Annotated in this window: 22 protein-coding genes, 1 pseudogene and 1 riboswitch; of the genes and pseudogenes, 14 read left to right on the top strand and 9 right to left on the bottom strand. The window is 69.5% G+C overall.

Going from position 1 to position 25,728, the window contains the following annotated elements:
* The first annotated feature begins 249 nt into the window (after window positions 1–249).
* Together DWQ67_RS13885 and DWQ67_RS14250 are read left to right on the top strand one after the other, a co-directional pair.
* Window positions 250–780 (top strand): hypothetical protein, encoded by a 531-nt coding sequence (locus DWQ67_RS13885; protein WP_199712643.1) that lies wholly within the window; start codon window positions 250–252, stop codon window positions 778–780.
* Window positions 781–1,133: 353 nt separating this feature from the next.
* A complete protein-coding gene (locus tag DWQ67_RS14250; RefSeq protein WP_325049619.1) occupies window positions 1,134–1,838 on the top strand; it encodes a transglycosylase family protein in 705 nt (234 codons plus the stop codon).
* A 303-nt stretch (window positions 1,839–2,141) separates the two neighbouring features.
* Here the strand turns inward: DWQ67_RS14250 and DWQ67_RS07400 are convergent, their stop codons facing one another.
* Window positions 2,142–3,626, bottom strand: a complete 1,485-nt coding sequence (locus tag DWQ67_RS07400) for an APC family permease (protein ID WP_121484975.1) — start codon at window positions 3,624–3,626, stop codon at window positions 2,142–2,144.
* A 403-nt stretch (window positions 3,627–4,029) separates the two neighbouring features.
* On the opposite strand from DWQ67_RS07400, the gene DWQ67_RS07395 reads away from it, so the two are divergent.
* On the top strand, window positions 4,030–5,724 hold the full coding sequence (locus DWQ67_RS07395) for an MFS transporter (protein WP_121484974.1): 1,695 nt from the start codon (window positions 4,030–4,032) through the stop codon (window positions 5,722–5,724).
* A 127-nt stretch (window positions 5,725–5,851) separates the two neighbouring features.
* Here DWQ67_RS07395 and DWQ67_RS07390 read toward each other — a convergent pair whose 3' ends face one another.
* Entirely contained in the window at window positions 5,852–7,864 is a 2,013-nt protein-coding gene (locus DWQ67_RS07390) for an acyltransferase family protein (protein ID WP_121484973.1), read from the bottom strand.
* A 215-nt stretch (window positions 7,865–8,079) separates the two neighbouring features.
* Here DWQ67_RS07390 and DWQ67_RS07385 point away from each other — a divergent pair, with 215 nt between their 5' ends.
* From DWQ67_RS07385 to DWQ67_RS07345, 9 genes are all read left to right on the top strand, one after another.
* A complete protein-coding gene (locus DWQ67_RS07385) occupies window positions 8,080–8,568 on the top strand; it encodes a carboxymuconolactone decarboxylase family protein (protein WP_121484972.1) in 489 nt (162 codons plus the stop codon).
* Window positions 8,549–9,559, top strand: a complete 1,011-nt coding sequence (locus DWQ67_RS07380; RefSeq protein ID WP_121484971.1) for a pirin family protein — start codon at window positions 8,549–8,551, stop codon at window positions 9,557–9,559. Before DWQ67_RS07385 ends, DWQ67_RS07380 begins: the two co-directional genes overlap by 20 nt.
* Window positions 9,560–9,593: 34 nt before the next feature.
* Entirely contained in the window at window positions 9,594–9,929 is a 336-nt protein-coding gene (locus DWQ67_RS07375; protein ID WP_121484970.1) for a GNAT family N-acetyltransferase, read from the top strand.
* A gap of 186 nt (window positions 9,930–10,115) precedes the next feature.
* Window positions 10,116–10,544: a universal stress protein gene (locus DWQ67_RS07370; protein WP_121484969.1), complete on the top strand. Its 429-nt coding sequence runs from the start codon at window positions 10,116–10,118 to the stop codon at window positions 10,542–10,544.
* Window positions 10,545–10,555: 11 nt separating this feature from the next.
* The gene (locus tag DWQ67_RS07365; RefSeq protein WP_121484968.1) at window positions 10,556–11,410 is read left to right on the top strand and encodes a type 2 periplasmic-binding domain-containing protein; all 855 of its coding nucleotides are present in this window, start codon (window positions 10,556–10,558) and stop codon (window positions 11,408–11,410) included.
* A 182-nt stretch (window positions 11,411–11,592) separates the two neighbouring features.
* Window positions 11,593–12,402, top strand: coding sequence for an enoyl-CoA hydratase/isomerase family protein (locus DWQ67_RS07360; RefSeq protein ID WP_121484967.1), 810 nt, complete (start codon window positions 11,593–11,595; stop codon window positions 12,400–12,402).
* 224 nt (window positions 12,403–12,626) lie between these two features.
* The gene (locus tag DWQ67_RS07355) at window positions 12,627–13,550 is read left to right on the top strand and encodes a carbohydrate kinase family protein (protein WP_121484966.1); all 924 of its coding nucleotides are present in this window, start codon (window positions 12,627–12,629) and stop codon (window positions 13,548–13,550) included.
* A complete protein-coding gene (locus tag DWQ67_RS07350; protein WP_121484965.1) occupies window positions 13,547–14,356 on the top strand; it encodes an HAD family hydrolase in 810 nt (269 codons plus the stop codon). Before DWQ67_RS07355 ends, DWQ67_RS07350 begins: the two co-directional genes overlap by 4 nt.
* Window positions 14,353–15,180: a glycerophosphodiester phosphodiesterase family protein gene (locus DWQ67_RS07345; RefSeq protein WP_199712642.1), complete on the top strand. Its 828-nt coding sequence runs from the start codon at window positions 14,353–14,355 to the stop codon at window positions 15,178–15,180. Before DWQ67_RS07350 ends, DWQ67_RS07345 begins: the two co-directional genes overlap by 4 nt.
* 94 nt (window positions 15,181–15,274) lie before the next feature.
* Here DWQ67_RS07345 and DWQ67_RS07340 read toward each other — a convergent pair whose 3' ends face one another.
* From DWQ67_RS07340 to DWQ67_RS07315, 6 genes and pseudogenes are all read right to left on the bottom strand, one after another.
* On the bottom strand, window positions 15,275–16,642 hold the full coding sequence (locus tag DWQ67_RS07340) for a hypothetical protein (RefSeq protein WP_147433646.1): 1,368 nt from the start codon (window positions 16,640–16,642) through the stop codon (window positions 15,275–15,277).
* 84 nt (window positions 16,643–16,726) lie between these two features.
* Window positions 16,727–17,958, bottom strand: a pseudogene (locus DWQ67_RS07335) (uracil-xanthine permease family protein).
* Between the two features lie 184 nt (window positions 17,959–18,142).
* Window positions 18,143–19,609 carry a bifunctional hydroxymethylpyrimidine kinase/phosphomethylpyrimidine kinase gene (gene thiD, locus DWQ67_RS07330; protein ID WP_121484963.1) on the bottom strand — a complete coding sequence of 489 codons (1,467 nt, stop codon included), beginning with the start codon at window positions 19,607–19,609 and terminating at the stop codon, window positions 18,143–18,145.
* Entirely contained in the window at window positions 19,606–20,265 is a 660-nt protein-coding gene (locus DWQ67_RS07325; RefSeq protein WP_121484962.1) for a thiamine phosphate synthase, read from the bottom strand. The genes thiD and DWQ67_RS07325 overlap by 4 nt, the downstream gene beginning before the upstream one ends.
* Window positions 20,262–21,152, bottom strand: a complete 891-nt coding sequence (gene thiM / locus DWQ67_RS07320) for a hydroxyethylthiazole kinase (RefSeq protein WP_121484961.1) — start codon at window positions 21,150–21,152, stop codon at window positions 20,262–20,264. Before thiM ends, DWQ67_RS07325 begins: the two co-directional genes overlap by 4 nt.
* Window positions 21,142–21,241: riboswitch (TPP riboswitch) on the bottom strand. (Overlaps the previous gene by 11 nt.)
* Window positions 21,242–21,394: 153 nt before the next feature.
* A complete protein-coding gene (locus tag DWQ67_RS07315; protein WP_121484960.1) occupies window positions 21,395–21,988 on the bottom strand; it encodes a TetR/AcrR family transcriptional regulator in 594 nt (197 codons plus the stop codon).
* A gap of 132 nt (window positions 21,989–22,120) precedes the next feature.
* On the opposite strand from DWQ67_RS07315, the gene DWQ67_RS07310 reads away from it, so the two are divergent.
* A complete protein-coding gene (locus DWQ67_RS07310; RefSeq protein ID WP_121484959.1) occupies window positions 22,121–23,560 on the top strand; it encodes an aldehyde dehydrogenase family protein in 1,440 nt (479 codons plus the stop codon).
* 96 nt (window positions 23,561–23,656) lie between these two features.
* Complete coding sequence (locus DWQ67_RS07305) at window positions 23,657–24,244, top strand: NADPH-dependent FMN reductase (protein ID WP_233555973.1); 588 nt, start codon at window positions 23,657–23,659, stop codon at window positions 24,242–24,244.
* Here DWQ67_RS07305 and DWQ67_RS07300 read toward each other — a convergent pair.
* Window positions 24,241–25,719: an amidase gene (locus DWQ67_RS07300; RefSeq protein ID WP_121484958.1), complete on the bottom strand. Its 1,479-nt coding sequence runs from the start codon at window positions 25,717–25,719 to the stop codon at window positions 24,241–24,243. The genes DWQ67_RS07305 and DWQ67_RS07300 overlap by 4 nt on opposite strands.
* Window positions 25,720–25,728: the final 9 nt, after the last annotated feature.

Below are 25,728 nucleotides of genomic sequence, written 5' to 3'. Positions count from 1 at the left end.
GGCAGCACAGAAGTAAAGACAGTTCAGAAGTAATGGCAGGGGCGGGTGCGCGGAAAGCGGTTGCGCACCCGCCCCTGCGTCATGTCAGAGCAGGCGAGAGTGGCCTTTTCCGGCGGATTCATTGAAGGCACAATCACTCAAAGAACCGTGGGAGTATCTCTGAGAACGTGACGAACGCGTCGAGAATGCCCTAGTCTCACGGTGTCACCGATTGTTACCACCCTGTTGATTTTGAAAGTTGGCACCCTCGTGAAGAAGTCATTCCCCAAGTTCGTGTCCGCCGCAGCAGCCGCCGGCATCCTGAGCCTCACGCTGGCCGCCTGCAGTGGCTCCGCCCCGGCCGGGTCCTCCTCCGCGCCTGCCCCCTCTAGCTCCGCCGCGTCCAGCTCGGCCCCGGCCACGTCAGCCCCGGCCACCTCCTCCTCGGCTGCCGCTGGCAGCGCCTCCACCGGGACCGCGGCCGGCGCCAATGTCTGCAAGAAGGCTATGGACGCCTTCACGGGAGCCAACACAGACTTGTCCTCCATGATGACGGGCGACCTGACCAAGATGGTGGAGACCCTGAACAAGTCTGCGGCCGACCTCAACGCCATCGCTGACGAGGCGTCTGACCCGACGCAGAAGGCGGCCATCCAGGAGATGGGCAAGTACTGGAACGACATTTCCGCCGCCGCTGCGGCCAATGACGCGAAGAAGATTCAGGAGATCGCCAAGGCCGCCGCGCCCAAGGACAGCAAGCTGATGAAGGCCACCGCAACCGTGGGCAAGTGCTCCGTCTGATCTGAGACGTTTACCCGCTAGCACGGCGGGCGCCGCTCCCTACTCGGGGGTGGCGCCCGTTTGGCGTTTGTGGGCCCAATACACCCAAGCTGAGCCCCACACGCCGTTGACGTGACAAGTATATTTGTGAGCTTCCTCATGCTGCGCATCCCAGCGCTGGCGCGGGAAGCCGAAGACCCTCAGGTCACAACCTCGCATCGGCTAGGTTACGGAATGGTCACGCCTTTGGTAGCGTTCTCCGAGTTCGTCCCCCACGACTTGCAGGAGCCCGAAGATCGGGTCTCCTCTGAGCGAGTTTGCTGGGGCGGCCTGGCAGGTGTGTCGAGGCCCCAACCTGAACGGAGACACCTCCCATGCAGAACGTTCGCACCGCAACGCGCGTCGGCGCAGCCACCGTCGCAGCGGCCGCAGTGGCCCTCGGCGGTCTCGCGGCCACGACCGCCACGGCACCCGAGGCGCAGGCCAAGTCATCCGGCATCGTCAAGGGCATGCACATCAACAAGGCCGCCAACGTCAAGGTGAAGTCCAAGACGGCCAAGTACAACTACAAGCCCGGCTCGGTTCGCCTCGCCAAGGGCCACAAGCTCGTGAGCCGCAAGGTCAGCGTGAAGCAGTGGAGCCCCAAGGTGAAGTCCTGGATCGCCACGAACAAGTCTTCCGTGAAGCTCAAGCCCGGCCACTACTGGGTTGTGACCTCGGTGAAGTACAAGGCCAAGGGCTCCTCCAAGATCCGCTCCGCCCGCCAGGCTGACGGCGCATGGGTCACCGTCAAGGCGGCCAAGAAGACCGCCAAGGTCTCCTCCTCGCGAGTGAAGATGTGGGACCGCGTCGCCAAGTGCGAGTCCGGCGGCAACTGGAAGATCAACACGGGCAACGGCTACTACGGCGGCCTGCAGTTCGCTAGCGGCACCTGGCGCTCCTTCGGCGGCGGCAAGTTCGCCAGCACCGCGAACCGCGCCAGCAAGGCCGAGCAGATCATCATCGCCGAGAAGGTCCTCAAGGGCCAGGGCGCCGGCGCCTGGGGCGGCTGCGGCCGCAAGGCCGGCCTGCGCCGCTAAGACTGAGCGCACCGCCCGGCGAGGGCACAGCGAAGGGGGCCGACGACGCATGATCACCACGCGTCGTCGGCCCCCTTTCGCTGTGCGCCCTTGGCTGTGCACCCTTGGCTGTGCGCCCTTGGCTGTGCGCCCTTGGCTGTGCGCCCTTGGCTGTGCGCCCTTGGCTGTGCCGCGGTTCGCTGTGCCGCGTCACGCCTCCCGTGCGGCGCTCCCGGCCGGTGAGCTAAGGCCCCGTAGACACAGCGCTGCGCCGGGGCAATGCCCCGGCGCAGCGTCTGAACGGCCTGCTGAGTAACGCGAAAGCTACTTGCCGATTTCCTCGGGGTGCGTGCGCAGGCGGGAGTGGCGGTAGCCGTAGGCGAAGTAGATGATGAAGCCAAGGACAAGCCAGAGCGCGAAACGCATCCACGTCTCCACGCTCAGGTTCATCATGAGCCAGAGGCACACGATGCCGGAGAAGATGGGAAGCACGGGGTTCCACGGCACCTTGAAGGTACGCGGCAGGTCGGGGCGACGCTTGCGCAGCACCGGGATGCCGAAGGAGACCAGGACAAACGCGGACAGCGTGCCGATGTTGATCATCTCTTCCAGCACACCCACGGGGATGATGGCCGCGATCAGGGCCACGACAACGCCGACGATGATCTGCAAGCGGGCCGGCGTCTTGGTCTTGGCGTTTGTGACTGAGAACCAGCGCGGCAGCAGCCCATCGCGAGACAGCGCAAAGATGATGCGCGTGGCGCCCATGAGCAGCACCAGGATGACCGTGGTCAGGCCAACCAGAATGCCGATGGAGATGGCGGCAGCGGCCCATTCAGCACCGACCAACTGGAACGCGGTGGCGAGCGAGGGTTGCTCTTGTGCCGCCAAGTCCTTGTAAGAGACCATGCCGGTCACGACGAGCGTCACCAGGATGTACAGCACGGAGACGATCACCAGGCCGGAGAGAATGCCCTTGGGGAGGGTCTTCTGCGGGTCCTTGGTTTCCTCTGCCGTGGTCGCGACAACGTCGAAGCCGATGAAGGCGAAGAAGACCAGTGCCGCGCCACCCAGCACGCCAAAGACGCCGTACATGGTGGGGGCCTGTCCGGTCAGGAAGGCAAAAAGCGTGGTGTGCAGGACTGAGGTGCTCTCCGCGGCCTCTGCCGGCGGGATGAACGGGCTGTAGTTCTCTGCCTTGATGTAGAAGAAGCCGGCCACGATCACAAAGAGCGTGATGCCCAGCTTGATCAGCGTGAAGACGTTGCCCACGCGTGCGGACATCTTGGTGCCGGCCACCAGTAGCGCCGTGAAGGCGGCGACGATAAAGAGCGGAGCCCAGTCGAAGTGCAGACCATCAAACTTACCCAGAATGGTGGTGCTGATCTGCAGGTTAAAGACGTCGAAAACGACGGCTAGATACACTCCCCAGTAGCTGGCGATCACGGCCGCGGCGAGCATCATTTCCAGGATGAGGTCCCAGCCAATAATCCAGGCAACCATCTCGCCCATCGAGGTGTAGCTGAAGGTGTACGCGGAGCCGGCCACGGGGATGGTCGCGGCGAACTCGGCGTAACACATGATCGCCAGGCCGCAGACGATCGCGGCGATGATGAACGAGATGATGACGGCGGGGCCGGCCTTGGTGGCGGCTGCCTTAGCGCCCACCGAGAAGATGCCCGCGCCAACGGCCACGGCCACGCCCATGAGGGCCAGGTCCCAGGCAGTCAGGGTTCTCTTGAGATTGCGTTCCTCGTCCTCTGTGGAGGCCAGGGCTGCTTCGACACTTTTGCGTCGCATGACACTCATGGCTGTACTCCTTCGCGTCATTAGAAGTGATGATGTAGTGATGTTGAGAAACAGCGTACGTCAGTGTGTGTGGCTCACATCACATCGATACGCAAAGGTTGCGTCATAGTCTGGGTTTGCTTGGCCCATCGCGCCCCGCCGAGGTTACTCGGGAGGCTCGCGATTGGACCATATATGTCGAATTGACTAAGCTCGATCCCCGTTGCTGGCGCTGGCCGAGGCGAGTCCGATCCGGATTCCCCTGGCGCCCGGTCCCCAACCACCACCGACAGACGCTCGGGGTGGCTCCGCAAGACGCGGGTAAGTGCGGGCGACCACGCGAAAATCGCGGCTACGCGAGCGGTCCTTGGGGGATCCTCCGTAGTAGAGACGTAAAGGAGTGCCGGACTCTCCGGCTCCACCCATGGAACCCAAAGAACAGAATCTCAGCACGCCTGACGGCAAACGCGACGATCTTCACCCGGCCGCCCAGCAGGCGCGTCGGCGTTTTATTGACCGTCTGCGACCGCGAAGGCGCCGCCTGAAGGTAGAGGACGTCACCGTCGTCGACCGAGGGATGCTCAAGAAGGCGATCAGCGGCACCGTGGTGGGCAACCTCATGGAGTGGTACGACGTGGGTGTGTACGGCTACCTGGCCGTCATCATCGGCAAGATCTTCATGCCGGACACGGTGAGCTCCACCGCCCAGACCCTGTTCTCCCTTGGCGTCTTTGCTGTGACCTTCGTGGCCCGCCCGCTGGGTGGCATCATCCTTGGCCAGCTGGGTGACCGGGTGGGACGACAGAAGATCCTGGTCTTCACGCTGCTCATGATGGCCCTGGCCACCTTCGGCATCGGCATCCTGCCGGATTACTCCGTGTGGGGCGTTGCCGCACCGATCCTGCTGGTGGTCCTGAAGCTCATCCAGGGCTTCTCCACCGGAGGCGAGTACGCAGGCGCCACCACCTTTGTGACCGAATACGCCCCGGATAAGCGCCGCGGCTTCTACGCCTCGCTGCTTGACATGGGCTCCTACCTTGGCTTTGCCCTCGGTGCGGCCTTCGTCTCCGTGCTGCAGCTGACGCTGAGCGAGGACGTTATGGAGGGCTTCGGCTGGCGCATCCCCTTCCTGGTGGCCCTGCCGCTGGGCGCGATTGCCCTCTACATCCGCAGCAAGATCGAGGACACCCCCGCCTTCCGCGAGGCGCAGGAGAAGCGTGCCGAGGCCGGGGAGGCCGCTCAGGCGGACGCCCCCAAGGGCGTCATTGCCCTGGTGAAGGCGTACTGGCGCGAGCTGCTGACCGCCTTTGTGCTGGTCTCCGCGGCCAACACCGCCGGTTACGCCCTGACGAGCTACATGCCGACCTACCTGAGCAACACCCTGCATTACGACCCCGTGCACGGCAACCTGCTCACGCTGCCCGTCCTGCTGATCATGTCCGCCTGCATCCCGCTCACCGGCGCGCTCTCTGACCGCGTGGGCCGCAAGAAGGTGCTCGCGGTGGGTGCCGGTAGCGCCATTGTCTTGGCGTTGCCCGCGTTCTTGTTCATGATGCACGGCGAGATCTGGTCCACGCTGGTTGGCCTGTTCATGCTGGCCTTCCCGGTGACCTTCTACGTGGCCAACCTGGCCTCCTCCCTGCCGGCCCTGTTCCCCACGTCCTCGCGCTACGGCGGCATGGGCATCTCCTACAACCTCGCCGTCGCCATCTTCGGTGGCTTTGCCCCGTTCATCATGGAGGCCCTGGTCGCCATGACCGGCTCCTCCCTTGCCCCGGGCTTCTGGGTCATGGGAACGTCCGTGGCCGGCGCCGTGGCGATCTACTTCCTGCGCGAGTCCGCTCGCAAGCCGCTGCCCGGCTCCATGCCGGCGGTCGCCTCACCCGAGGAGGCAGTGGAGTTGGTGCGCACGCAGGATGAGAATCCGGACATTGTGCTGGAGGAAATCTTCGCGGAGGAGTACGCGATGGCTGGCGCCCCCGCTGGGGGTCAGCCGGGCAAGTCCGACCTGGAGGGTTCCGGCGCGGCCGCCCCTCTGCCTGAGGACAGCCTGCCCGACGTCGCCGGGTCACCCGGCGCTGCAGCCGAACGCGAGCCCGAGGGCCCGGAATCGCGCTGACGCGCTGACGCGACCGGGCACCCGATCTGAACGCCCGGTCGCAAGAACTGAACGGAAGGGCCCGACGGCCGCAACGCCGTCGGGCCCTTCCGTTTGTGTTGCAGCAACTCCCGGCGGGGGCGCGATGCTAACCGGCGTCCGCGTCCTTGGCGGCCCGTTTAATGAGGGAGGAGTAGAGGGCGGCACCCTGCGGGCCAGGGTGGATCCCGTCCGAGGCAAAGTCCGTGACCTGGTCGCGGGCCGCGTTCCAGTCCGCCAGCTTGACCCGATCCGGATTGTCCCTGGCCAGGCGGCGCATGGACTCAGTGACCTCCGGTATCCAGTCCCTGTCCCCGGAGGGAGTGACGAGGACCAACGTGCGCTGCGGCCCCACGGCCCGCAGCACCTCGTCCCAGACCTCCTGGCGGGGCTTTCCGTTGGTGCCCAGGCTGACGACCACGATGGGGCGCAGGTTTCCGGACTTGTGAAGGGTGCCAAGCAGCTCCGGCGCGTCCTTGGCCTGCCGGCCCACGTCCGCCTTCACGTTGATGCCGGGCATGGACTTGAGCAGGCTCGGGGCGGCGGCAAGCGTGACGGAGTCCCCGATCACGTCGATGCGGGTGCCGATCTTGGCCTTGGACCCAGGCTTGGCTGCGCCCTGCTTGGCCTGCTCCTGCTCCTGGGCCTGCAAGGCGCTGCGTGCCTGGTCCAACTGGGTCTGCAAGGCGCTGACGGAGGGGGCAGCCACAATCGCTACGGCTGCGGCGAGCACCACGACCGTCGCGGCGGCGAGCCAGGCAACCGCCACATTGCGCCGCGCACCGCCCGCTGACAGGGCGCCGCGAACACCGCGCGCCCACGCCCGGGTGGTGGCCTTGAAGCCGTGGCGCATGATGGGATCCTCCACCCAACGCCCGCTGAGCTCCGCCAGCACAAACGTCAGGGCCACGGCGAGGACAATGACCAGCGGATCCAAGGCATCTGGGCTCACGCGACGGCCGATCACCAGCAGCGGCCAGTGCCACAGATACGCGGCGTACGAGCGGCGCCCGCACCACCGCAACCAGCGGGCGGAGAGAGCGGAGCTCAGGGCGTTGTGCCGGGTGACCAAGTGCAGCACCAGGCCAGCCAGCACCACGCAGAGTCCCACCAAGCCACCGCGATACGTCAGCGCGGAGTCTGCCGGGAGCCAGAACAACGCGGCGGCGAGCATTGCCAGGCCCGCCCACGCCGCCATGGCCCAGCGCCCTGCGGGGCTCGAGAGCGACGCGGTAGTCGGGTGCGCCGGGTTGGCCTGGTGTGCTGGGTTGGCCGAGTACCCCGGGTGCGCCGAGTGCGCCGGGCTGGCCGCGGCTCGCCCAGCCAACAGCAGCGCCACCGCCGCTCCCAGCAGCAGCCCAAAGGAATGGGTATCCGTGCCGAAGTAGAGCCGGCTGGGATCCTCGCCATCGCGGAAACCGAGCGCCATACCCAGCGCGCTCGCCGCGGCAAGGGCCAGCGCCGCCCGGGTGCGCCACAGGATCACGCTGGGCCGGGTCAGGCCCCACCGCCCCGGGCGGATGAGCCAGCACAACCCCCACAACAGCAACGGCCAGAGCAGGTAGAACTGCTCCTCCACCGCAAGGGACCACAGGTGCTCAAAGAGCGGGGGAGCGCTTTGCTCAAAGTAACTCTGCCCGGCGGCGATCTGCAGCCAGTTGCCCGTGTACGTCAACGCGCCGAGCCACTGACGCCGCAGGCCAGCGGACGCATCCGGGAAGGCAAGCCAAGACAGCGCCGTCGCGATCACCAGCAGGACTGCGAGAGCCGGCCACAGGCGTCGGGCACGCTTGACCCAAAAAGAGCGCAGCCCCGGACCCTTCCCGGCGTCCAGACGGCGGACCAGACCCGCCGTGATCAGGTAGCCGGAGAGCACAAAGAAGAGGTCCACGCCCACAAAGCCGCCCGGAAAAATGCCGGGCCAGGCATGGAAGGCCACGACGGCAAGCACGGCGAGGCCGCGGAGCCCATCCAGCGCCAGAATGCGGCGGTGGGGCGCGGCGGCGGAAGGCTCGCGAGGCGGAGGGCCAGCCGGGGCGTCAGAGGGGGTGCCAGCCGGGGCGTCGTCGCGTCCGCCGGCCGAGACGTGTGGCGCGGGGGAGGGGGGATCGCTGGCTGGCATGCATCAATACTCGCGCGGGCGGCAATCGGAAACCTTACGGGCACGCCGCGCGTACCCGCCCGTGGGCTGGGAACTTGCCGGGAACTACCAGGGCGCGGGTCGGCGGCAGTGTGGGCGGAGCCGGGAGCCGCGGGGGACGCCGCGCTCTAGCGGGGAATGCGCTGTGATGTGAGGATGTTGAACGGAACACATCCATCGTGAGGAGAAGCCCCGCAGTGCGCCCCTACCTAGACAAAGCAGAACCCGAAGCATGGAAGGCCGCCCAGGCCCTGCATCAGGTCATCACGTCCTCGGCGCTTGAGCGGGGGCTGACGCCGGTGGAGACGGAGCTCATGAAGGTGCGCGCCAGCCAGCAGAACGGCTGCGTCTTCTGCCTGGACATGCACGCGCGTGAGGCGCGCGTAGCCGGCGTACCCCAGCAAAAACTTGACCTGTTGGCGGCCTGGCGCGAGGCCACACTCTTCACGGAGCGCGAGCGAGCGGTGCTCGGCGTGGTGGAGGCCGCCACCCGTCTCCCGCTGGATGAGAACTCCGCCGCGGACCTGGAGGGGGCCCGCGCGGAGCTGGGCGACGCGGCCTTTGCCGCCGCGGAATGGGTGGCAGTGGCCATCAATACCTTTAACCGCATCTCCATCTTGAGCGAGCACCCCGTGCGCCCGCGCGACGCAGAGGGAAGGATTATTCGTGAGCAATCTCGATCCTGAGCCCCAGCTCAGCCAGTTGCCTGCCGGCCAGCCGTGCACCGCCGTGGAGGTCCTGACCCCGCGCGCGGTACCGCTGGGCGGCATTAGGGCCATGACGGTGCACCGCACCCTTCCCCAGCGGGCACGTTCCCTAGTGGGTGCCTGGTGCTTCTTGGACCACTATGGGCCCGACGACGTGTCAGTCACCGGAGGCATGTCGGTGCCACGCCACCCCCACACCGGCCTGGCCACCGTCTCCTGGCTGTTTTCAGGGGAGATTGATCATCTTGACTCCGCCGGGAATGCCGCAACAGTGCGCCCAGGCGAGCTCAACCTCATGCTGGCCGGGCAGGGGATCACCCACCAGGAGATAGACCGGCCCGCGACCACGACCCTGCACGGGGTGCAGCTCTGGTACGCGCTGCCGGACGCGGAACGCTTCGGCGAACACGAGTTTGCCCACTACGTTCCCGAGCCAGTGAGCGGTCCCGGCTACGAGGCCAAGGTCTTCATCGGCTCCCTGCTTGGCTCCACCTCACCCGTGCGCACCCGGACCCCTGACCTGCTCGGAGTTGAGCTGGTGCTGCGGGAAGGGGCCTCCGTGAGCATCCCCGTCCGCGCCGACTTTGAGATCGCCGTACTGGCAGAGAATGGGCCCGTCACCGTCAACGGCGCCCCCGCGCAGCACCGCGAGCTGGCCTACACGCCGCCCGGAGCGGACACGCTGCACATCAGCGCCGCCTCGCTGGCGCCGGGCCAGGAGAGCGTGCGCGTGATCATCCTTGGCGGCGTGCCGCTGGGGGAGCAGATCATCATGTGGTGGAACTTCGTGGGGCGCACCAGCGAAGAGATCCAGGAGTTTCGCCGCCGCTACCAGGCCGAGCTGGGCTTTGAGCCAGCCGACCCGCGGGACGCGGACAAGTCGCAGCTGTTTGGCCCGTTCCCGGACGGTCAGCCAGATCCCCTGCCCGCGCCGGTGCTGCCGACAGTGCCGCTCAAACCCCGCAGCTAGAAACCACCCACCGCTGGAGCATCAGGAGACGAACATGCCAGAGAACAACGACACCATCACCATCGTGGCCAAGCCAGAGCGGCGCCGCTTTGAGGTCCAGGACAACGCGGAGCCCATCGGCAAGACCCAGTACGTGGATCACGACGGCCGCCGCGTCTTCTTCCACACCGACGTGGACGAGGCCTACGCGGGCCGCGGCCTGGCCTCCGACCTGGTGCGCACGGCCCTGGACACCACCCTGGCCGAGGGCCTGGTTCCGGTCGGAGTATGCCCGTACGTGCATGCATGGCTGGAGCGCCACCCGGACGTGAAGGCCAAGGCATCCGAGCCCACCGACCCGGACTTCGCCGCCCTTCGCCCCCGCGGCTGAGCCGCCCGGAACCCCCGCCCCGCCAGGGGCGACGCGACCCGCGTACGCGACCACGCGGCGTCGCCCAGCAGGGAACTTGTCAGTGAGTCCACTCTCCCCCCGTGTCCTCACGGCGTTACTCAGGCTACGATCACGAGGACGCCGCTTCCGCACGGAACGGCCAGCACCCGTACGGAAGGAACTCCCATGAGCACGTACATCGTCGGTGTCGACGGTTCCGAAACTGCACTGAAGGCCGCTCAGCGTGCCGCCGGGCTTGCCGCCAAGACCGGCGACACCCTGGTCGTGCTCTCGGCGCACTCCAAGGACAACACCGAGGTCGTCACCATTGGCTCCGATACCTGGATCCTGGATGACGCAGATCAGGCCGGCAAGCTGGCCGAGCGCGTCTCCACGCGCCTGCGCGAGGACAACCCCGGCGCCAAGATCGAGTCCGGCGCCGTCTTCGGCAAGCCGGTCGACGCCCTGATCGGCGCCGCCAAGGAGCGCTCCGCGCAGGTCATCTTCGTGGGCAACGTGGGCACGCACGGCCTGGGCCGCGTGCTCGGCTCCGTCGCCACCGGCGTGATCCACAACGCCCCGTGCGATGTGTACGTCGTTCGCACGGTGAGCTGACCCGTTCTTCCGTGTCTCAACTGAACCTTGTCTATGCCCCCGGCGTGATGCCGGGAAAGTGGCTGAGGCGCTTTGTGGAGACGCACCCGGACGCCGTCCTGGACGCCCGGCCGCTGCCCGAGGGGATAGATCCCTTCGAGGAATTGGCGGCCGGGCGCGCCCGTGTGGCGTTGGTGCGATTCCCGGAGGGCCACTCGCCCGCGTCCCTGCGCTGGCACGTCATTCCGCTCTACACCGAGCGTCCCGTGGTCTGCGCCGCCAAGGACCACGACGCCGAATACTTTGACCAGGAGACGGAGATTGCGGCCGCGGAGGCCGCGAACTGGACCCGTCTGGACCCCGCCGACTACCCTCCGGAGGCGGGCGGCGCGGCGATGATGCTGGAGGTCGTGGCCTCCGGCGCCGGATCCGTCGCGATCATGCCCCTGCCGATGGCGCGCCTGCACTCACGCAAGGACGTGATTTGGCGCTACATCGAGGGCGAGGACCCCACAGTGGTGGGGTTGGCCTGGGCGCGCATTGACCCTGCCCTGCCCGACGACGCGCAGCGCGTCGCGATCGAAGCCAACGCAGACCCGCTGGTGGAGGAGTTCATCGGCGTGGTGCGTGGACGCCGCGCCAACAGCTCCCGGCAGCCCTCCGTGCGCGAGCGAGAGCAACGCGAGGCGGAGGAACGGCGAGAGAAGCGCGCCGAATCCCAGTCCAAGCAGGCCAAGCAAGAAAACGCCGAGCGCCGCGCCCGGGCCGCCAAGTCCGGCGGACGACCGGGTGGATCCCGCTCAGGCAAGGGCGCCGGCTCACGCGGGCGCCCCAGCTCCGGCGGCAAGGGCAAGGGGAAGGGCAAGGGCGGCAAGGGACGGCGGTAGGCGGTGTGGGTGGCCGAGGTGCTGTGGCCGAGGTGCTGGGTGGCCGGGGTGCTGTGGCCGAGGTGCTGGGTGGCCCGGGTGGCCGGGGTGCTGTGGCCGAGGTGCGGCCCGGCCCGTTCTGGCATGCTGGGCAGTGACGCGCATCGCCGCGCGCCTCTGACCGGCCCTGTCGAAGGAGAACCATGGATTTTGGGACGTACCCCACCCTGCAGCTGGAGCACGCTGGTCCGGCGCTGATCGTGACCGTGAACCGCCCCGAGGCGCTCAACGCGCTGGCCGGGCAGGTCGTGGAGGACCTCACACAACTGTTGCTGGTGCTCTCCGAGTTGGGGCGCGAGGGGCAGTGGCCAGTGCGCGGCGTGATCCTCACCGGTGCCGGCGAGAAGTCCTTCGTGGCCGGCGCGGACATCGTGGAAATGAACACCATGGATGCCCAGGCAGCGACCGAGTACGGGCGCAAGATGCACCGGGTCACGCTGGCCCTTGAGGCGCTGCCCGTGCCCGTGATCGCGGCCGTGAATGGCTTTGCGCTGGGCGGCGGCTGCGAGCTGGCCCTGGCCTGTGACTACATCTACGCCTCATCCAACGCGCGCTTTGGCCAGCCCGAGGTCAACCTGGGCCTGGTGCCAGGCTTTGGTGGGGCCGTGCGGCTTCCCCGGCGTGTGAGCCCCGGGATGGCGCGGGAAATGATCTTCTCTGCTCGCCCCATCAAGGCGGACGAGGCGTATCGCATTGGCCTCGTCAACGCCGTGTTCGACAACAAGGCGGCGCTGCTTGAGGCAGCACAGGAGGCCGTGGCGGAGTTGGCCACCAAGTCCCCCACCGCCGTCGCCAACGCCAAGGCCGCCATGTCCGCGATGGTCGGGCTGAGCACCGTGGACGCGCTTGAGGTGGAGTCCACGTCCTTCCACTCCGCCTTCCTGACCGAGGATTCGGTGGAGGGGCGCAACGCCTTTGTGGCCAAGCGGGCGGCGCAGTTCCCCGGAAGCTAAGGCCGTTTCTGCTCCTGTTTCGTGGATTTGCCCTGCTTTCGTGGATTTGCCCTGCCCAATGGACGGAGCAAATCCATAGAACACGAGCAGATCCATGGAACAAGGGCAGATCCGGGGCCGGCGCCCGTTCCGCCACGCACCCGCGTCCGGCCGCTCGCACGGATTAGACTTCCAGGCAGGGCCGCGGGCCCGGTATTGACGTTGGACGGCGCGGAGGAGGGGACATGTTCCTGGTCATGGGCGAGGCACTGGTTGATGTGATTTCTGGCGGCGTGGAGGCTCCCACCTCCCACGTGGGCGGCAGCCCCCTGAACGTCGCCGTGGGGCTGGCGCGCCTTGATTGCCCGGTCACCTTCGTCACCCGGTATGGGCGGGACGCGCACGGGGACATGATTCACGAGACCCTCCGGTCCAACGGCGTGGCGGAGCTGCTGGAACCGGATCAGAAGCCCACCACCACCGCCATCGGCATCCTGGACCCGGCTGGCGCGGCTGAATACGAATTTGACGGCTTTGACTGGTCCCTGGACGGCTTTGTGGGTGAGCGCGCCGCTCGCGCCATCCAGGACGCCACTGCCGTGCACATGGGTTCGCTCGGCGCGGCCCTTGATCCCGGCGCGGAGACGGTGCTGCGCGCGGTGGAGCAGGCCCGCCCGCACGCGACCATCAGCTTTGATCCCAATGTGCGCCCGCGCCTCACGCCGGATCGCGACGCGGCCCGGGCCCGGGTGGAGGCCTTTGTGGCACTCTCCGACGTGGTCCGTGCCTCCGACTCCGACCTGGACTGGCTCTACCCGGACCGCACTCCGTTCGAGACCGCGCGCGCATGGCTGGCCAACGGCCCGTCGCTGGTGCTGGTCACCACCGGCTCCGGCGGCTCGGACGCCTTCGCCCGCGAGCTGAACGTGCACGTTGACGCCGTCCAGACCGAGGTGGAGGACACCGTGGGCGCCGGAGACTCCTACATGGCGGCCCTCCTGGTGGCGCTGCAGGAGCGCGGCTACGCCGGCGCGTCCGGTCGGGCGGCCCTGCGCGGCATCACGGCCGAGCACCTGCGCGAGGTCCTCACCTTCGCCGTCCGCGCCGCGGCCATCACGGTCTCCCGAGCCGGCGCCAACCCGCCGACCAGGGCGGAGCTCACCGCGTGAGACTGATCGCCACCGACCTGGACGGCACCATTGTGCGTGCCGACGGTTCGGTGTCCCCGCGCACTGCGGCGGCCTTCGCGGCCGCCCGCGAGGCCGGCGTGGAGGTCCTGCTGGTGACCGGGCGCCCCACCCGCTGGCTCGTGGGGCTGCGCCCCGCGCTTGGTCGCCTTGGCACCGCGATCTGTTCTAACGGCGCGGTGGTGTTCGACGACGATGCGCAGCGAGTTATCGAGGCGACGGTGCTTGACGTCGGGCTACTAGTGCAGGCCCGCGAGCGGGTGCTGCAGCTGGCACCGGACGCCGTCTTTGCCGCGGAAACCGTGCAGGGGCTGCACCTGGAGCCAGGCTTTCTCCCGTCCGCGGAGCACCGCGAGGGCGTGCCGGAGGCGCCCTTTGACGCTGAGGCGTTGGCAGCCGAGGGCGTGGTGAAGCTGTTGGCCCGCCGCACCCGGGGCACCTGCGGGGAGTTTGATGAGTTGGTCCGCCCGGAGCTGGAGCAACTGGTGGCGGTGACGCACTCAGCGCCCGGCGTTCCCATGATCGAGATGGCCGCGTTGGGCGTGGACAAGGCGGTGACGCTGGCCCGCCACGCCGAGCGGCTGGGGATCAACGCGGCGGACGTGGTGGCGTTTGGCGACATGCCCAACGACGTGGGGATGCTGCGCTGGGCCGGCACCGGATTTGCCGTGGGTCGCGATCAGCCGGCCGTGAGGGCCGTGGCTGATCGCGTGATTGGCACGGTGGAGGAGGACTCGGTGGCGCTCGCCGTCGAGACCCTGCTTGGTCTTGAGACGGGACTGCGGTGAAGCGCCGCGGTTCTGCGCCGTACCTGCTCAACCGCAGGGGTGGCCCGCTGGAGGGCAAGCCGCTCGGCTTTGCCCACAGGGGCGGAGCCACGTCGGATGAGAACACGTTGGCGGCCTTCCGCAGGGCTCATGACTTGGGGTACGCCTACCTGGAGACGGACGTCCGGCTGAGCTCCGACGGCGTGCTGTACGCGCTGCATGACCCCACGGTGGACCGGATCACGGGCGGCACGGGTGAGGTGGCGGAGTTGAGCTCCGAACAGCTGGATGCGCTCACCGTGCACGGGCCGGCCGCGGAGCCTCCCGCGCGTTTCTCCACGTTGTTGCGAGAGCTGCCGGGGGCGCACTGGAACGTGGACTTAAAGGCGGCCGGATCCGCGCAGGCCTTGGTGGCGGCGGTGGTTGCCGCCGGGGCCCAAGACCGGGTGCTGGTGGCCTCCTTTGCTGCCACCCATCGGCGCGAGGCGCAGCGCCTGTGGCCCACGCTCCCTGGAAGCGGAGGGCCGGGACTGGTGGCGGCCTCCGTGTTCCTTGGCCCGCTCGCGACCCCGTTCCTGCGTAGGGCGAGCCGCCGCGGCGTGGTGGCGTTGCAGGTTCCGCGCCGGCAGTTTGGCATCACGGTGGTGAGACCCGGTTGGGTGCGGCGTGTGCAGTCGGCCGGCCTGCAGGTGCACGTGTGGGTCGTGGACCAGGCCGAGGCGATGCGGGATCTGCTGGGGCTCGGCGTGGACGGGATCATGACGGATGAACTCGAGGTACTCGCGGACGTCCTGAGCCGGCACGGAGCCTGGCCGCAGAACCAGGAAGAACTAGCCACTGAGTAGGCGCCGCTCTGAGCGGGCGTGAGACGGGGGCAGCCCGCCGCCGAGTAGGGCCCGCCGGTGAGGAGTGCCCGGCGTCAATCGGGAGACCGAGGGGCTAGGAGCCCTCTTCCGCCCTGCGGCGAGACCTGCGCGTGACAGGCGGACGCCCCGCGTTCGTCTGGGGCGGGTCCTGCTGCGTTGGCGTTTGCGGTGGCGGGGTCTGCTGCGCAGGCGCTTGCTGGGGTGAGGTCCGCTGCTGCGCGGGGGTCTGCTGCGCAGGCGCTTGCTGGGGTGAGGTCCGTTGCTGCGCCGGGGTCTGCTGCGCCGGCGTTTGCGGCACAGGGGCGGCCTGAGCCGCTGCCACCTGGGCGGGGCTCGCCGGTGTGGGCGGCGCTTGATGTGCTCGGGGCGTGCCCTGGCGGCGCCCACCCGTACCGCGTTGCTTTTGCCTGCGGGAGGCGTGGCCGCGAACGCTGCGACGGGTGGCGGGCGGGGCCGCCAGTGCCTCTGCCAGCAGGGCCATGACTTCTGGGGCGGCGGCCGCCTGGTCCTCCGGCTCCGCTGCGAGCAACAGATCCATGAGCGCCTCGTGCCGCTGCGCGTGGGAGAGCAACAGTGCTGGTGCCAGCAGATCCTCCAACTGGGACTGCGGGGCAAAGCGCGTGAAGGGGGCCAGATACGCGGAGACGATGGTGCGCACCGGCTCATCCGAAGGCTCGCACTGATAGGAGGTGCACAACTGTTCCACGGCGGTGCCCACGAGCTCAAAGGGGTGGGCCCAGCGTGCGGCCCCCCAACCAACAAACATGATGGGTGCCCGGTGGGAGCTGGGAACCAACACCTGCTCCGGGGCCAGCGCTCCCTGTTGCAAGGTGGGTGGCAGCGGGGAGGCGGCCAGCACTTCCGCGGCCCGCCTGACCGTTCCCATGCCCTGCAGCAGCAGATCCGCGTCCCGCGGGCTGACGTGCAGGGGATGCTCGGCCGGCAGCGAGGCGTGAGTAGTCAGTGCCTCTTCCAGGTACTCCGGGACGTAGTCCGGAAGCATGCCAGGCAGGCCACCCTCAGCGACGTGTTCCGTGGAGTCACTCAGCGCGAGTTGCAACTCAGCGGCGTCGGCAAAAACGCGGCGGGTGTGTTCCAGGTCCGCCAGGCGCGGGTCACCAGCAAGGGAGGTCCCGATGCTGGGGGAGAGCAGCCAGCCCTCCGAGTCCTCCACCGCGAGGGGCGTGGGGATGTGGCCGCGGGAGAAGGGCGCCACCCGGGCCACCAACTCCGCTTCGTGAACGCGCGGCGGCGCCACGGCCTTGAAGTACAACTCGCCCTCAGAGGTGGGCACGGTCCAGACGGTGGCACCCAAGCCGAGAGTGACGCGGTAAAGGGGGCCGTTCTGGTGCACGCCATAGGCTTTCAGGACGCGCGAAATCCAGTCCTGGACCTGCTCGAACCAGGACGAGGATTCCCATTGCCTCACCCATACCGCCACGATCGAAGAGTCTACCTAATGGGACTGACAGTGCGATGGGAGGTCGCCGGGTGGCCGGAGGCGCGCAGCGCGCCCGGCCCCGGATCAGCCCAACTTGCCCGGGTTCGGGGCGTCCAACTCAGTTGAGTCCGCCGGCTCGGTCCGGCGCCAGCGGGCCGTGGCGCGCATCAGGTGGAACACCGCGAGCGTGACGGCGGTGCCAAGGGCAATGCCGCCCACGGAGAACGGGCCCCACTGCAGGTCACCGGTGGCGGAGTTCACGGCCAGCGCGGTGATGAGGCCGGCGCCGGCGCTCATGAGGTTGACGGTGTTGGAGAAGTCCACCTTGTTGGAGACCCAGATGCGGGCGCCCATGACGCCGATCATCCCGTACAGAACAATCCCTGCGCCGCCCAGCACGCCCGGCGGGATGGTTGCCACGGCCGCCCCGAACTTGGGGAGGAACGCCAGCAGGATCGCCACCACGCCTGCCACCCAGTACGCGGCGGTGGAGTACACGCGGGAGGAGGCCATGACGCCGATGTTCTCCGCGTACGTGGTGGTGCCGGAGCCGCCGCCGAACCCGGCGACCATGGACGCCGCACCGTCCGCCATCAGCGCCCGCCCGTTCATCTTGTCCAGGTTCTGCCCCGTCATGAGCCCCACGGTCTTCACGTGACCCACGTTCTCGGCAATGAGCACAAACACGACCGGGAGGAAGAGCAGGAAGGTATTGACGTGGAACTCGGGCAGGTGGAAGGCCGGCAGACCGAGCCACGCCGCGTCGTCGAACGCTTGGAAGCTCACCTGCCCCTGAGCCAGGGCAAGCAGGTAGCCCACCACCAGGCCAAGCAGGATGGAGAGGCGGCCAAGCAGGCCCCTGAACAACACGGAACAGAGCACGATGGCGAGCATGGTTCCGAAGGTGGTCAGCGGCAGGGCCTTCATGGCTGGGAACGTGGAGGTCGCCAGGTTGAGCCCAATCAGCGCCACGATGGTGCCCATGACCACGGGCGGCATGAGCGCGTGAATCCAGCCCGTGCCGGTCTTTTGCACCACCAGTCCCACCACAAAGAGCGCGGCGCCGGCTATCACGATCCCGCCCAGCGCCCCACCGATGCCGTTGGTGGACATGGCGCCCGCCACCGGCGCGATGAACGCGAAGGAGGAGCCAAGGTAGGAGGGCACGCGGTTGGCCGTGATGAGCAGGAAGAGCAGGGTGCCCACGCCAGGCGCTCGTGCGGCGCCACCACGGCGTCCAGTCCCACGGTGCGGCCGTCGCCGTGCAGCGCCCAGCCAAAGTTGAGCGGATTCGTAGCTCCGTTGCGGTTGCTCACGGGGTGCCTTTCGCGCGGACCGGGGCGTGCGAGGACCCGGTCATCAAGGGGAGAGAGTGACCAGGCGTTGGCACAGCAGGCCAGCGGCGATCACTGCATTCTACGGCCCGACGCCGCGGCCCCCTTCCCGGGGCGGGTCCCGTTGCGGGGCACCCCCTGGGAGGGGGGCCGGGCGGCCCCGCACTCAGCGGTCGAAGAAGGCGATCTCCCGCTCCAAGGACTGCGCCATGGCCCGGCGCATCCGCTCACGCGTGGCAGGGTCCGCGTCCTCCGCCAACTCATCCAGCCGCGCCATGGCCTCGGCCGCAACAGCGGCAAAGCCCGGATCCGCGTACGTGGTGACCCAATCGCGGACCTCCGCTGCGGCGTCGTCCGCTAGGTCCGGAGCCAAACGCGCCCCCACCTCCGCGTAGAGGGAGAAACAGGGCAGCAGCGCCGCGACCAGGACCGGGTACCCGGCGGCGCTCGCGGAGGCCAGATGATCCGCGTAGGCCCGCGTCACCGCGTCCGGCTCCGGAACCTCCGCGCCCAGCCGGGTGTGCAGCTCCGGCTCCTCCTCGCGGCACACCGTGGCGGAGGCGGCCCAGAAGGCGGCCCCGTCCACGTCCCCGCGGTCAGCGGCCGCGTTGGAGGCAGCATCCAGGTGCTCGGCGTAATCCTGGAGATAGGCCAGGTCCTGGCCAAGGTAGAGCTGGAACAGCTCCGGCTCCACGCTCCCGCTCGCCAGCGCCCTGACCACGGTGGTGGCGTCACTGGCCCGCGCCCGCGCGGCGAGCTGGGCCCACCAGCCGCTCGCGAGCCCCAACGAGGGCACGCCCTCTCCGTCCCACAGCCCGGCCAGGTGATGCACGGGCCCGTGGCCGGATCCGATGCCCAGCTCATCCGCGTGGGCCAGGGCGTGAGCCAGGTAGTCCACGGCCAGGCGGGTGGCGGCGGGCCAGTCGGCGCCGCGCGCCGCGAAGGTGGCCAGCGCCGAGGAGAGCGAGCAGCCGGTCCCGTGCGTGTTGGTGGTCTCCACGAACGGGTGATCCACCGCCTGCACGTCCCCCTGCGGGGAGAGCAGCACGTCCGTCACCGTGCCGCCCGCGGTGAGCCCGTCCACCAGGTGGCCCCCCTTGGCCAGCACCCACACGTGATGCCGATGCGCCAACGCGCGGGCCTGCGTCACCAGATCCGCGGTGCAGGTGGGCTCCGCGCCTGCCGCCAGCACCCCCAGCTCCGGGGCGTTGGGCGTCACCAGGTCCACGTGCGCCATGAGCCGGTGCAGGGCCGCCTCCGCGTCCGCGTCCAGGAGCCGGTCCCCGCTTGTGGCCACCATGACCGGGTCAAGGACCACCAGGGGGCGCACTCCGGCCGCCTCCAGCGCGAAGAGGGCCTCCCTGACGGTGTCGATCACCGTGGCGGAGCCCAGCATGCCGATCTTGATGGCGGCCGGCGGGACGTCCGTCAACACCGCATCCAGTTGCTGAGCCAGGAACTCGGTGGGCGGCACAAACACAGCGCTCACGCCGCGCGTGTTCTGCGCCGTCAACGCCGTCAGGACGCTCATGCCGTACCCGCCACACGCGGAAATGGTTTTAAGGTCTGCTTGAATGCCGGCTCCCCCGGAGGGATCGGAACCGGCGATGGACAGGACTGGGACCCCGATCATGCCGCGGCCTCCCATGCCGTGAGCAGCGCCGCGGCGGCGGTGCGCGGATCCGGCGCACCGGCCACCGCCCTCACCACCGCCATGCCCGCCGCGCCCGCGGAACGCACCCCAGCGGCGTCGGGCAGGTCAAGCCCGCCGATCCCCACGCACGGCAGCGCGCTCGCCGCGACGACGTCCGCGAGCCCGCCATAACCCAGGGGGTCCGGGGCGTCCGGCTTGGTGGGGGTGGCATGGATGGCGCCCACGCCCAGGTGATCCACCGCGCCGGCGCCCAGGCCCGCGGCCTCCCGCGCCTGCGCCGCGGTGGAGGCGGACAGCCCAAGGATCGCGTCCGGACCGATCAACGCCCGCACCGCCGCGGCCGGCAGGTCCGACTGGCCCACATGCACCCCGTGCACATGCTCCGTGACCGCGCGGGCGGCCAGGTACACATCCACACGGTCATTGATCACCAGCGCTGCGCGGCCCGCCACGGCCTGGCCCATGGCGATGAACGCGGCCAGCACCTCGCGCGTGGGCGCCTCCTTGGCGCGCAGCTGGATGATGCCGGAGCCGCCGGCGGCGGCCTCCGCGGCGATGCGAGGCGCCTGGTCAAGGGCGGCCACGGACGTGTCCACCACCGTGTAGACGCGCAGATCTGGGGCAAGGCGGGTCATGGGCGGGTTCCTTCTGTGCTCGACGACGCGTGGGAAGTGATGCGCTCCGTGTGAGCCAGCGCGGGGTCGGCGGGGTCAAGGAGGCTGAGGTGATCAAGGAACGCGACCGCAAAGGAGCCGGGCCCCTTGGTGTGCTCGGCTGCGCGCTCCGCCGCGACGGAGTACAGGGCGTGCGCGCAGACCGCGGCCCACGCCGCCTCCCGTGCAGTCATGTTCCTGCCCTCGGGACGCAGCACACCGGCGATGGCGCAGACCACCGCGCCCAGCGCGCAACCGCCGCCCGTCACCTGCGTCAGGCGCACCGAACCGCCGCCCACGCGCCACGTGCGCTCGCCGTCCGTGATGAGGTCTGTGGCCCCAGACACCGCGACCGCGCCGCCGGTCGCGCGCGCCAGGCCCGCGGCGGCGTGGGCCACGTCATCCGGGGTGGCCAGCGAGTCTGTGCCGCGCCCGCCATCGCCCGCCCCGGCCAGGGCCGCGACCTCCGAGGCGTTGCCGCGCACAACGGTGGGGCTCAGCGCGCCCAACTCGCGGGCCAGCTTGGTGCGCACCGGCAGGGCGCCAATCGCCACCGGGTCAAGCACCCACGGGGTGTGGGCTCCCTGGGCGCCGGCCACGGCCTCTCGCATGGCCTGGGACTCCTCCGCGTGCGGCGTGCCCACGTTGATGAGGACGCCAGAGGCAATGGAGGCAAAGATCCCGGCCTCGCCGGCCGTGTCATCCATGGCGGGGGAGGCGCCTAGAGCCAGGAGCACGTTGGCGCTGAATTGTTGGACCACGGTATTGGTGAGGCACTGCACCAGGGGCGGATTGTTGCGTAGCCGGGCCAGCACCTCCCCGGGCGTGGGCAGGGTGGACAGGTGATGGGTGCAGGGGACAGAGCCCATACGACATCCCTCCGCTCGAATGATCGAGATCAGGTGCGACGGGTGTGATCTCAGTCCCCGAATGGTCAGGGACACCCCGTGCCGCTGGGGCAAGCCTAGCGGCTTGGCGGCGTGCGGCGCTGATCGACGTTTGCGGCCGGTGTTCTGGGGTTTGCGGCCGCGGATCGACGTTTGCGGCGCCGGGTGGGGCCGCTAACGTCGATGGCGGGCCGCAAACCCGGCGCGGCTCGACGGCGGCAGGGCTAGCGGGCGGTACCGGCGCCGTGCTCGCGCGCGAACGGGCCAAGAAGCGCGCTGACCCGCGCGGAGACGGCAGCGTGGTCGTCCCCAGACTCCAACATGCGCGTGGCGGCATGTACCACAGCGTTGACCAGAGCGGCCACGGCAGCGGGATCCGGCACGTCCAGGCGCTCCAGCGCCTCCGTCAGGGGCTCGCCGATGCGCTGGTGCATGGCGCGGGCCTGCTCGTTCAGTTCCTGCCCCGGCGCCAGCCCGGCCAAGGCCGCGCCGACGGCGTGCTCGCCCTCCGCGACCAGGTCCAAGTTGGAGAGGGCGTAGGCCATGACGGCGTCCGCCGGGCTGCCGGCGCGTTCCATGGCGTCCGTGATGCGCCGGGTCCAGCGCGGGAACACGTCCTGCACCACCCCGCGCAACAGGTCCTGGCGGGAGGAGAAGTACTGGTACACGCTGGAGCGGGCCAGCCCGGCCCGCGCCGCGACATCCGCCATAGCGGGCGCCTGCCCGGTCTCGCGCAGAAGCTCCCGCGCGGCGTCCAACAGCGCGCGCTCTTGCGCGGCGTGATGTTCGGCGACCGAGGGTGCGCTGATCTTGGGCATGGGATCCTTCCAGGTGCGGTGATGCCCGGTCAGCCTAGCCCGTGCGTGCGGCGTGAGGCATGTGAGACCTGAGAGCGAGGCGAAGGTGCGCGCCGCCTGGCCCAGCCAGGGGCCGCCACGTAGGGTCGGATCATGACGGCGACCCAGGACGTTCCCCCCACCCCCACCGACCGCGTCCGGCTGGATCCGGGCGCCGTCGCCGAGCGCGGCGCCACGGAGACCGCGGAGCACCTGCGCCAGGGGGCGCACTCGCGGGTGGCGCACGCCAAGCGCTTCCGGGTGGCGCAACTGGAGGCCTTTGAGCGCATGCTGCGCATCCATCGTGCGGACCTGCTGCAGGCGCTGGAGGATGACCTGGGCAAGAGCCAGCTGGAGTCGCAGGTGACTGAGCTGCAGATGGTGCAGAACGAGGTGGAGCACGCGCGGCGCCACCTGGATGACTGGATGCGCACGCGCGCCGTGGCCTCACCTTTTGCGCTGGCGCCAGTCTCCACCACCGTGACCGCGCGCCCGCTGGGCATGGTGCTGGTGATTGCGCCGTGGAACTACCCGGTCAACCTGACGCTGACCCCGCTCGTGGACGCGATCGCCGCCGGCAACACGGTGCTGCTCAAGCCGAGCGAGCTGGCCCCGGCCACCGCGGCGCTGCTGGAGCGGATCATCCCGCAGTACCTGGATCACCGCACCGTGGCGGTCGTGACCGGCGGCCCCGAGGTCACCACGGAGTTGCTGCGCCACAAGTTTGACCACATTCTCTACACCGGTGGCGAGCGCGTGGGGCGCATCGTCTATGAGGCCGCCGCCAAGCAGCTCACGCCCGTCACGCTTGAACTGGGCGGCAAGTGCCCGGTGCTGGTCGCGGATGGGGACGTCATGGGCATTGCCCGGCGCATTGCCCACGGCAAGTTCACCAACGCGGGGCAGACCTGCGTGGCGCCGGACTACGTCCTCGCCGTGGGCTCCATGGGTGCCAAGCTGGCCGCCGCCATGCCCAAGGTGATCCGCGAGTTCTACGGCGCGGACCCGCGCACCTCCCGTGACTTTGGCCGCATCATCAACGCCCACCACGTGCGCCGCCTGGCCGGGCTGCTGGAGGAGGGGCACGTGACCGCGGGGGGCATCGTCAACGAGGCGGAGCGTTACGTGGCACCCACCGTGCTCACCCAGGTGGTGCCGGAGCACTCGGTGATGCAGGAGGAGATCTTTGGCCCCATCCTGCCCATCCTGCAGGTCGCCACGGTGGATGATGCGCTGCGCTTCATCGGCGACCGCCCCGACCCGCTGGCCGCCTACGTCTTCTCAGAGCGCGGTGGCGTGGTCAAGGCGTTCGAGGAGGGCGTGCGCGCCGGCGCCGTCGGCGTGAACGCCACGATTCTGCACCTGGCCGTGCCGGAGTTGCCCTTTGGCGGCGTGGGTGCATCCGGCATCGGCGCGTACCACGGCAAGACCGGCTTCGACACGTTCAGCCAGCAGCGCCCCACGCTCTCCAAGTCCATCCGCCTGGACACCCTGCGCATGCTGTACCCGCCGTACGGCGCCGCCAAGTCGGCGGTGCTGCGCAAGATGCTCTGATCGGGTTGCGTTCCATGACGGTGCACGACGGCGGGTGAAGACTCTGTTCCTTGGGTGCCGGTGAGCGTGCCACGGTGGGGGAAAGACGCTGTGTTCGTGACCCCGCCCAAGGAGCCCGCCGTGCCCATCACCGTCCTGACCCTGGTTGGCTCGCTACGGGCCGGGTCCACCAACCGCGCGTTGGCCCAGGCCGTGGCCCATCACGCGCCGCCCGGCGTGGACGTGGTGGTCTTTGAGGGGCTGGGGGAGCTGCCCTTCTACAACGACGACCTTCAGGAGGCGGGCGCCCCCGCGTCCGTGGTGGCCCTGCGAGAGGCCGTGCTCGCCGCGGATGCGGTCCTGCTCGTGACGCCGGAGTACAACGGGGGATTGCCTGCCGTGCTGGGCACTGCGATCGACTGGATTTCGCGCCCGTACAACGTCGGCGCCGTGCGCGGGGTGCCCGCCGCCGTGATCGGCACGGCCCTGGGGCGCTCCGGCGGGACGCGGGCGCAGGAGATAGGCCGCCGCGCCCTGAGCATTGCCGGGGCACACGTGTTGGACGCCGAGTTCCTGGCGGTTCCGGGGTCAAGCAAGCGCTACGCCGAGCTGCACCCGCGCGACGACGCAGACGTGGAACGCGGCGCCGCGGCCGTGCTGTCCGCGCTCGCCGCCGCCGCCGAGCTGGCCCGCGTCCCGGCCTAAGCGTTCTGCTGGGCCGCCCTCCCCACCAGCGCCGCCAGCGCCAGCAGCTGCTCCTCTGAACCGGCCCGCCCAATGAGCTGCACGCCCATGGAGAAGCCGGACGGGGTCCAGAACGTCGGCACCACAATGGCCGGCAGCCCGGACACGTTCACGCTAGAGGTGTACGGCGTGTACCGGCACTGCAGCTCGTAGTCGGTCTCCGGGTCCTGGGACGTGTAGAAGCCGATGGGGCGCGGAGTTTGGGCCATGGCCGGCGTCAGCACCACGTCGTACCGGCCCCAATCCCGGCGCAGCCCGGCGGCAATCTCCGTCAGACGAACCGCAGCGGCCCGCTGGGCATCGCCTCCGCGGGCCGTGGCTTCGCGGCGGAAGTCCCGGGCCAGGGCGCCCATTCGTGCCACGGCCGCGTCCGGCACGGCGGCCTCCGCCAGCCCCGCGGTCCACACGGCGCGGAACGCCTCCGCGTAGTCTGCCGGGACCTCCCACTCGGCCTCCTCAAGCGCGCCACCCAGGCCCGCAATCAGCCCCTGCCCACGCTCAAAGGCGGCCGCGGCCTCCGGCTCCAACACGGGATGCAGCGACGCCTCAAACGCTGAACGCGCCGTCACACCCACCCGCAGCCCGCGCCACGCGTCGCCGGCTTCCAAGGCCGCCTGCACGACGTCGAGCGCCGGGGTCGCTGACGGACGCGCGGGATCGCAGCGCAGCCCGTCGTAGAGCAGCGCGGCGTCCGCGGCGTCGCGTCCCAGGGGGCCGCTGACCGCCAGGCGCGGCGCGCCCCAGCGGTCGGTGAGAACGGGCGTCCCGTCCGCGCCGAGCACGTCCTCCGGCAGCGCACCCAAGCCGGGCTTGAGTCCCACCAGCCCGCAGGCCGCCGCTGGAATGCGGACCGAGCCGCCGCCGTCGTTCCCTGGGGCCAGCGGCAGCATGCCGGCCGCCACCGCGGCCGCCGCGCCCCCGGAGGAACCGCCGGGCGAGGTGCCCGGATCCAGCGGGTTGCGCGCGGGCGGGTGAATCAGGTTCTCCGAGTGCGAGCTCAGCCCAAACTCCGGCACGGCCGTCTTGCCGAGCAGCACCACACCTGAGGCGCGCAGCCGGGCCACCAGGGGGGCGTCCCGCGCCGCCAGCAGCGGCGGGAACGCCGCGGTCCCGAAGGAGGTGGGGAAGCCGGCCACATCCACCAGATCCTTGAACGCCGTGGGCAGCCCGGTCAGCGCCGGCACCTCCGCGCCGCTCTCCCGCGCGGACGCCAGGACCGCATCGGCCGCATCCGCCGCGGCCAGCGCCGCCTCCCGATCCAGCGTCACAAACGCGTGCAGCTCGGGATCCAGCTCGGTGATGCGCGCCAGGCACCGCTCCGTGAGTGCGCGGGCGGTGAGGCTTCCGTTCAGGAGCAAACGCCGCAGCTGGACTGCGCTGGGTAGCCCGCCGTCCACGTGGCGCGCCGGTCCCTGGGCGGTGGTGTGGGTCGTCATGCCACCATC

Origin of the sequence: Galactobacter caseinivorans (assembly GCF_003640665.1) — a bacterium.
In the GTDB taxonomy this organism is placed as follows: Bacteria; Actinomycetota; Actinomycetes; order Actinomycetales; family Micrococcaceae; genus Galactobacter; species Galactobacter caseinivorans.
This window is presented reverse-complemented; position numbering and strand designations above follow the sequence as displayed.

Excerpts from the sequence above, each read along its gene's own strand:
- DWQ67_RS07300 (WP_121484958.1), bottom strand. The coding sequence starts at position 25,719 with ATGACGACCCACACCACCGCCCAGGGACCGGCGCGCCACGTGGACGGC.
- DWQ67_RS07310 (WP_121484959.1), top strand. The coding sequence starts at position 22,121 with ATGACGGCGACCCAGGACGTTCCCCCCACCCCCACCGACCGCGTCCGG.
- DWQ67_RS07325 (WP_121484962.1), bottom strand. The coding sequence starts at position 20,265 with ATGACCCGCCTTGCCCCAGATCTGCGCGTCTACACGGTGGTGGACACG.
- DWQ67_RS07390 (WP_121484973.1), bottom strand. The coding sequence starts at position 7,864 with ATGCCAGCCAGCGATCCCCCCTCCCCCGCGCCACACGTCTCGGCCGGC.
- DWQ67_RS07360 (WP_121484967.1), top strand. The coding sequence starts at position 11,593 with ATGGATTTTGGGACGTACCCCACCCTGCAGCTGGAGCACGCTGGTCCG.
- DWQ67_RS07400 (WP_121484975.1), bottom strand. The coding sequence starts at position 3,626 with ATGAGTGTCATGCGACGCAAAAGTGTCGAAGCAGCCCTGGCCTCCACA.
- DWQ67_RS07375 (WP_121484970.1), top strand. The coding sequence starts at position 9,594 with ATGCCAGAGAACAACGACACCATCACCATCGTGGCCAAGCCAGAGCGG.
- thiD (WP_121484963.1), bottom strand. The coding sequence starts at position 19,609 with ATGATCGGGGTCCCAGTCCTGTCCATCGCCGGTTCCGATCCCTCCGGG.
- DWQ67_RS07395 (WP_121484974.1), top strand. The coding sequence starts at position 4,030 with ATGGAACCCAAAGAACAGAATCTCAGCACGCCTGACGGCAAACGCGAC.
- DWQ67_RS14250 (WP_325049619.1), top strand. The coding sequence starts at position 1,134 with ATGCAGAACGTTCGCACCGCAACGCGCGTCGGCGCAGCCACCGTCGCA.
- DWQ67_RS07355 (WP_121484966.1), top strand. The coding sequence starts at position 12,627 with ATGTTCCTGGTCATGGGCGAGGCACTGGTTGATGTGATTTCTGGCGGC.
- DWQ67_RS07315 (WP_121484960.1), bottom strand. The coding sequence starts at position 21,988 with ATGCCCAAGATCAGCGCACCCTCGGTCGCCGAACATCACGCCGCGCAA.
- thiM (WP_121484961.1), bottom strand. The coding sequence starts at position 21,152 with ATGGGCTCTGTCCCCTGCACCCATCACCTGTCCACCCTGCCCACGCCC.
- DWQ67_RS07370 (WP_121484969.1), top strand. The coding sequence starts at position 10,116 with ATGAGCACGTACATCGTCGGTGTCGACGGTTCCGAAACTGCACTGAAG.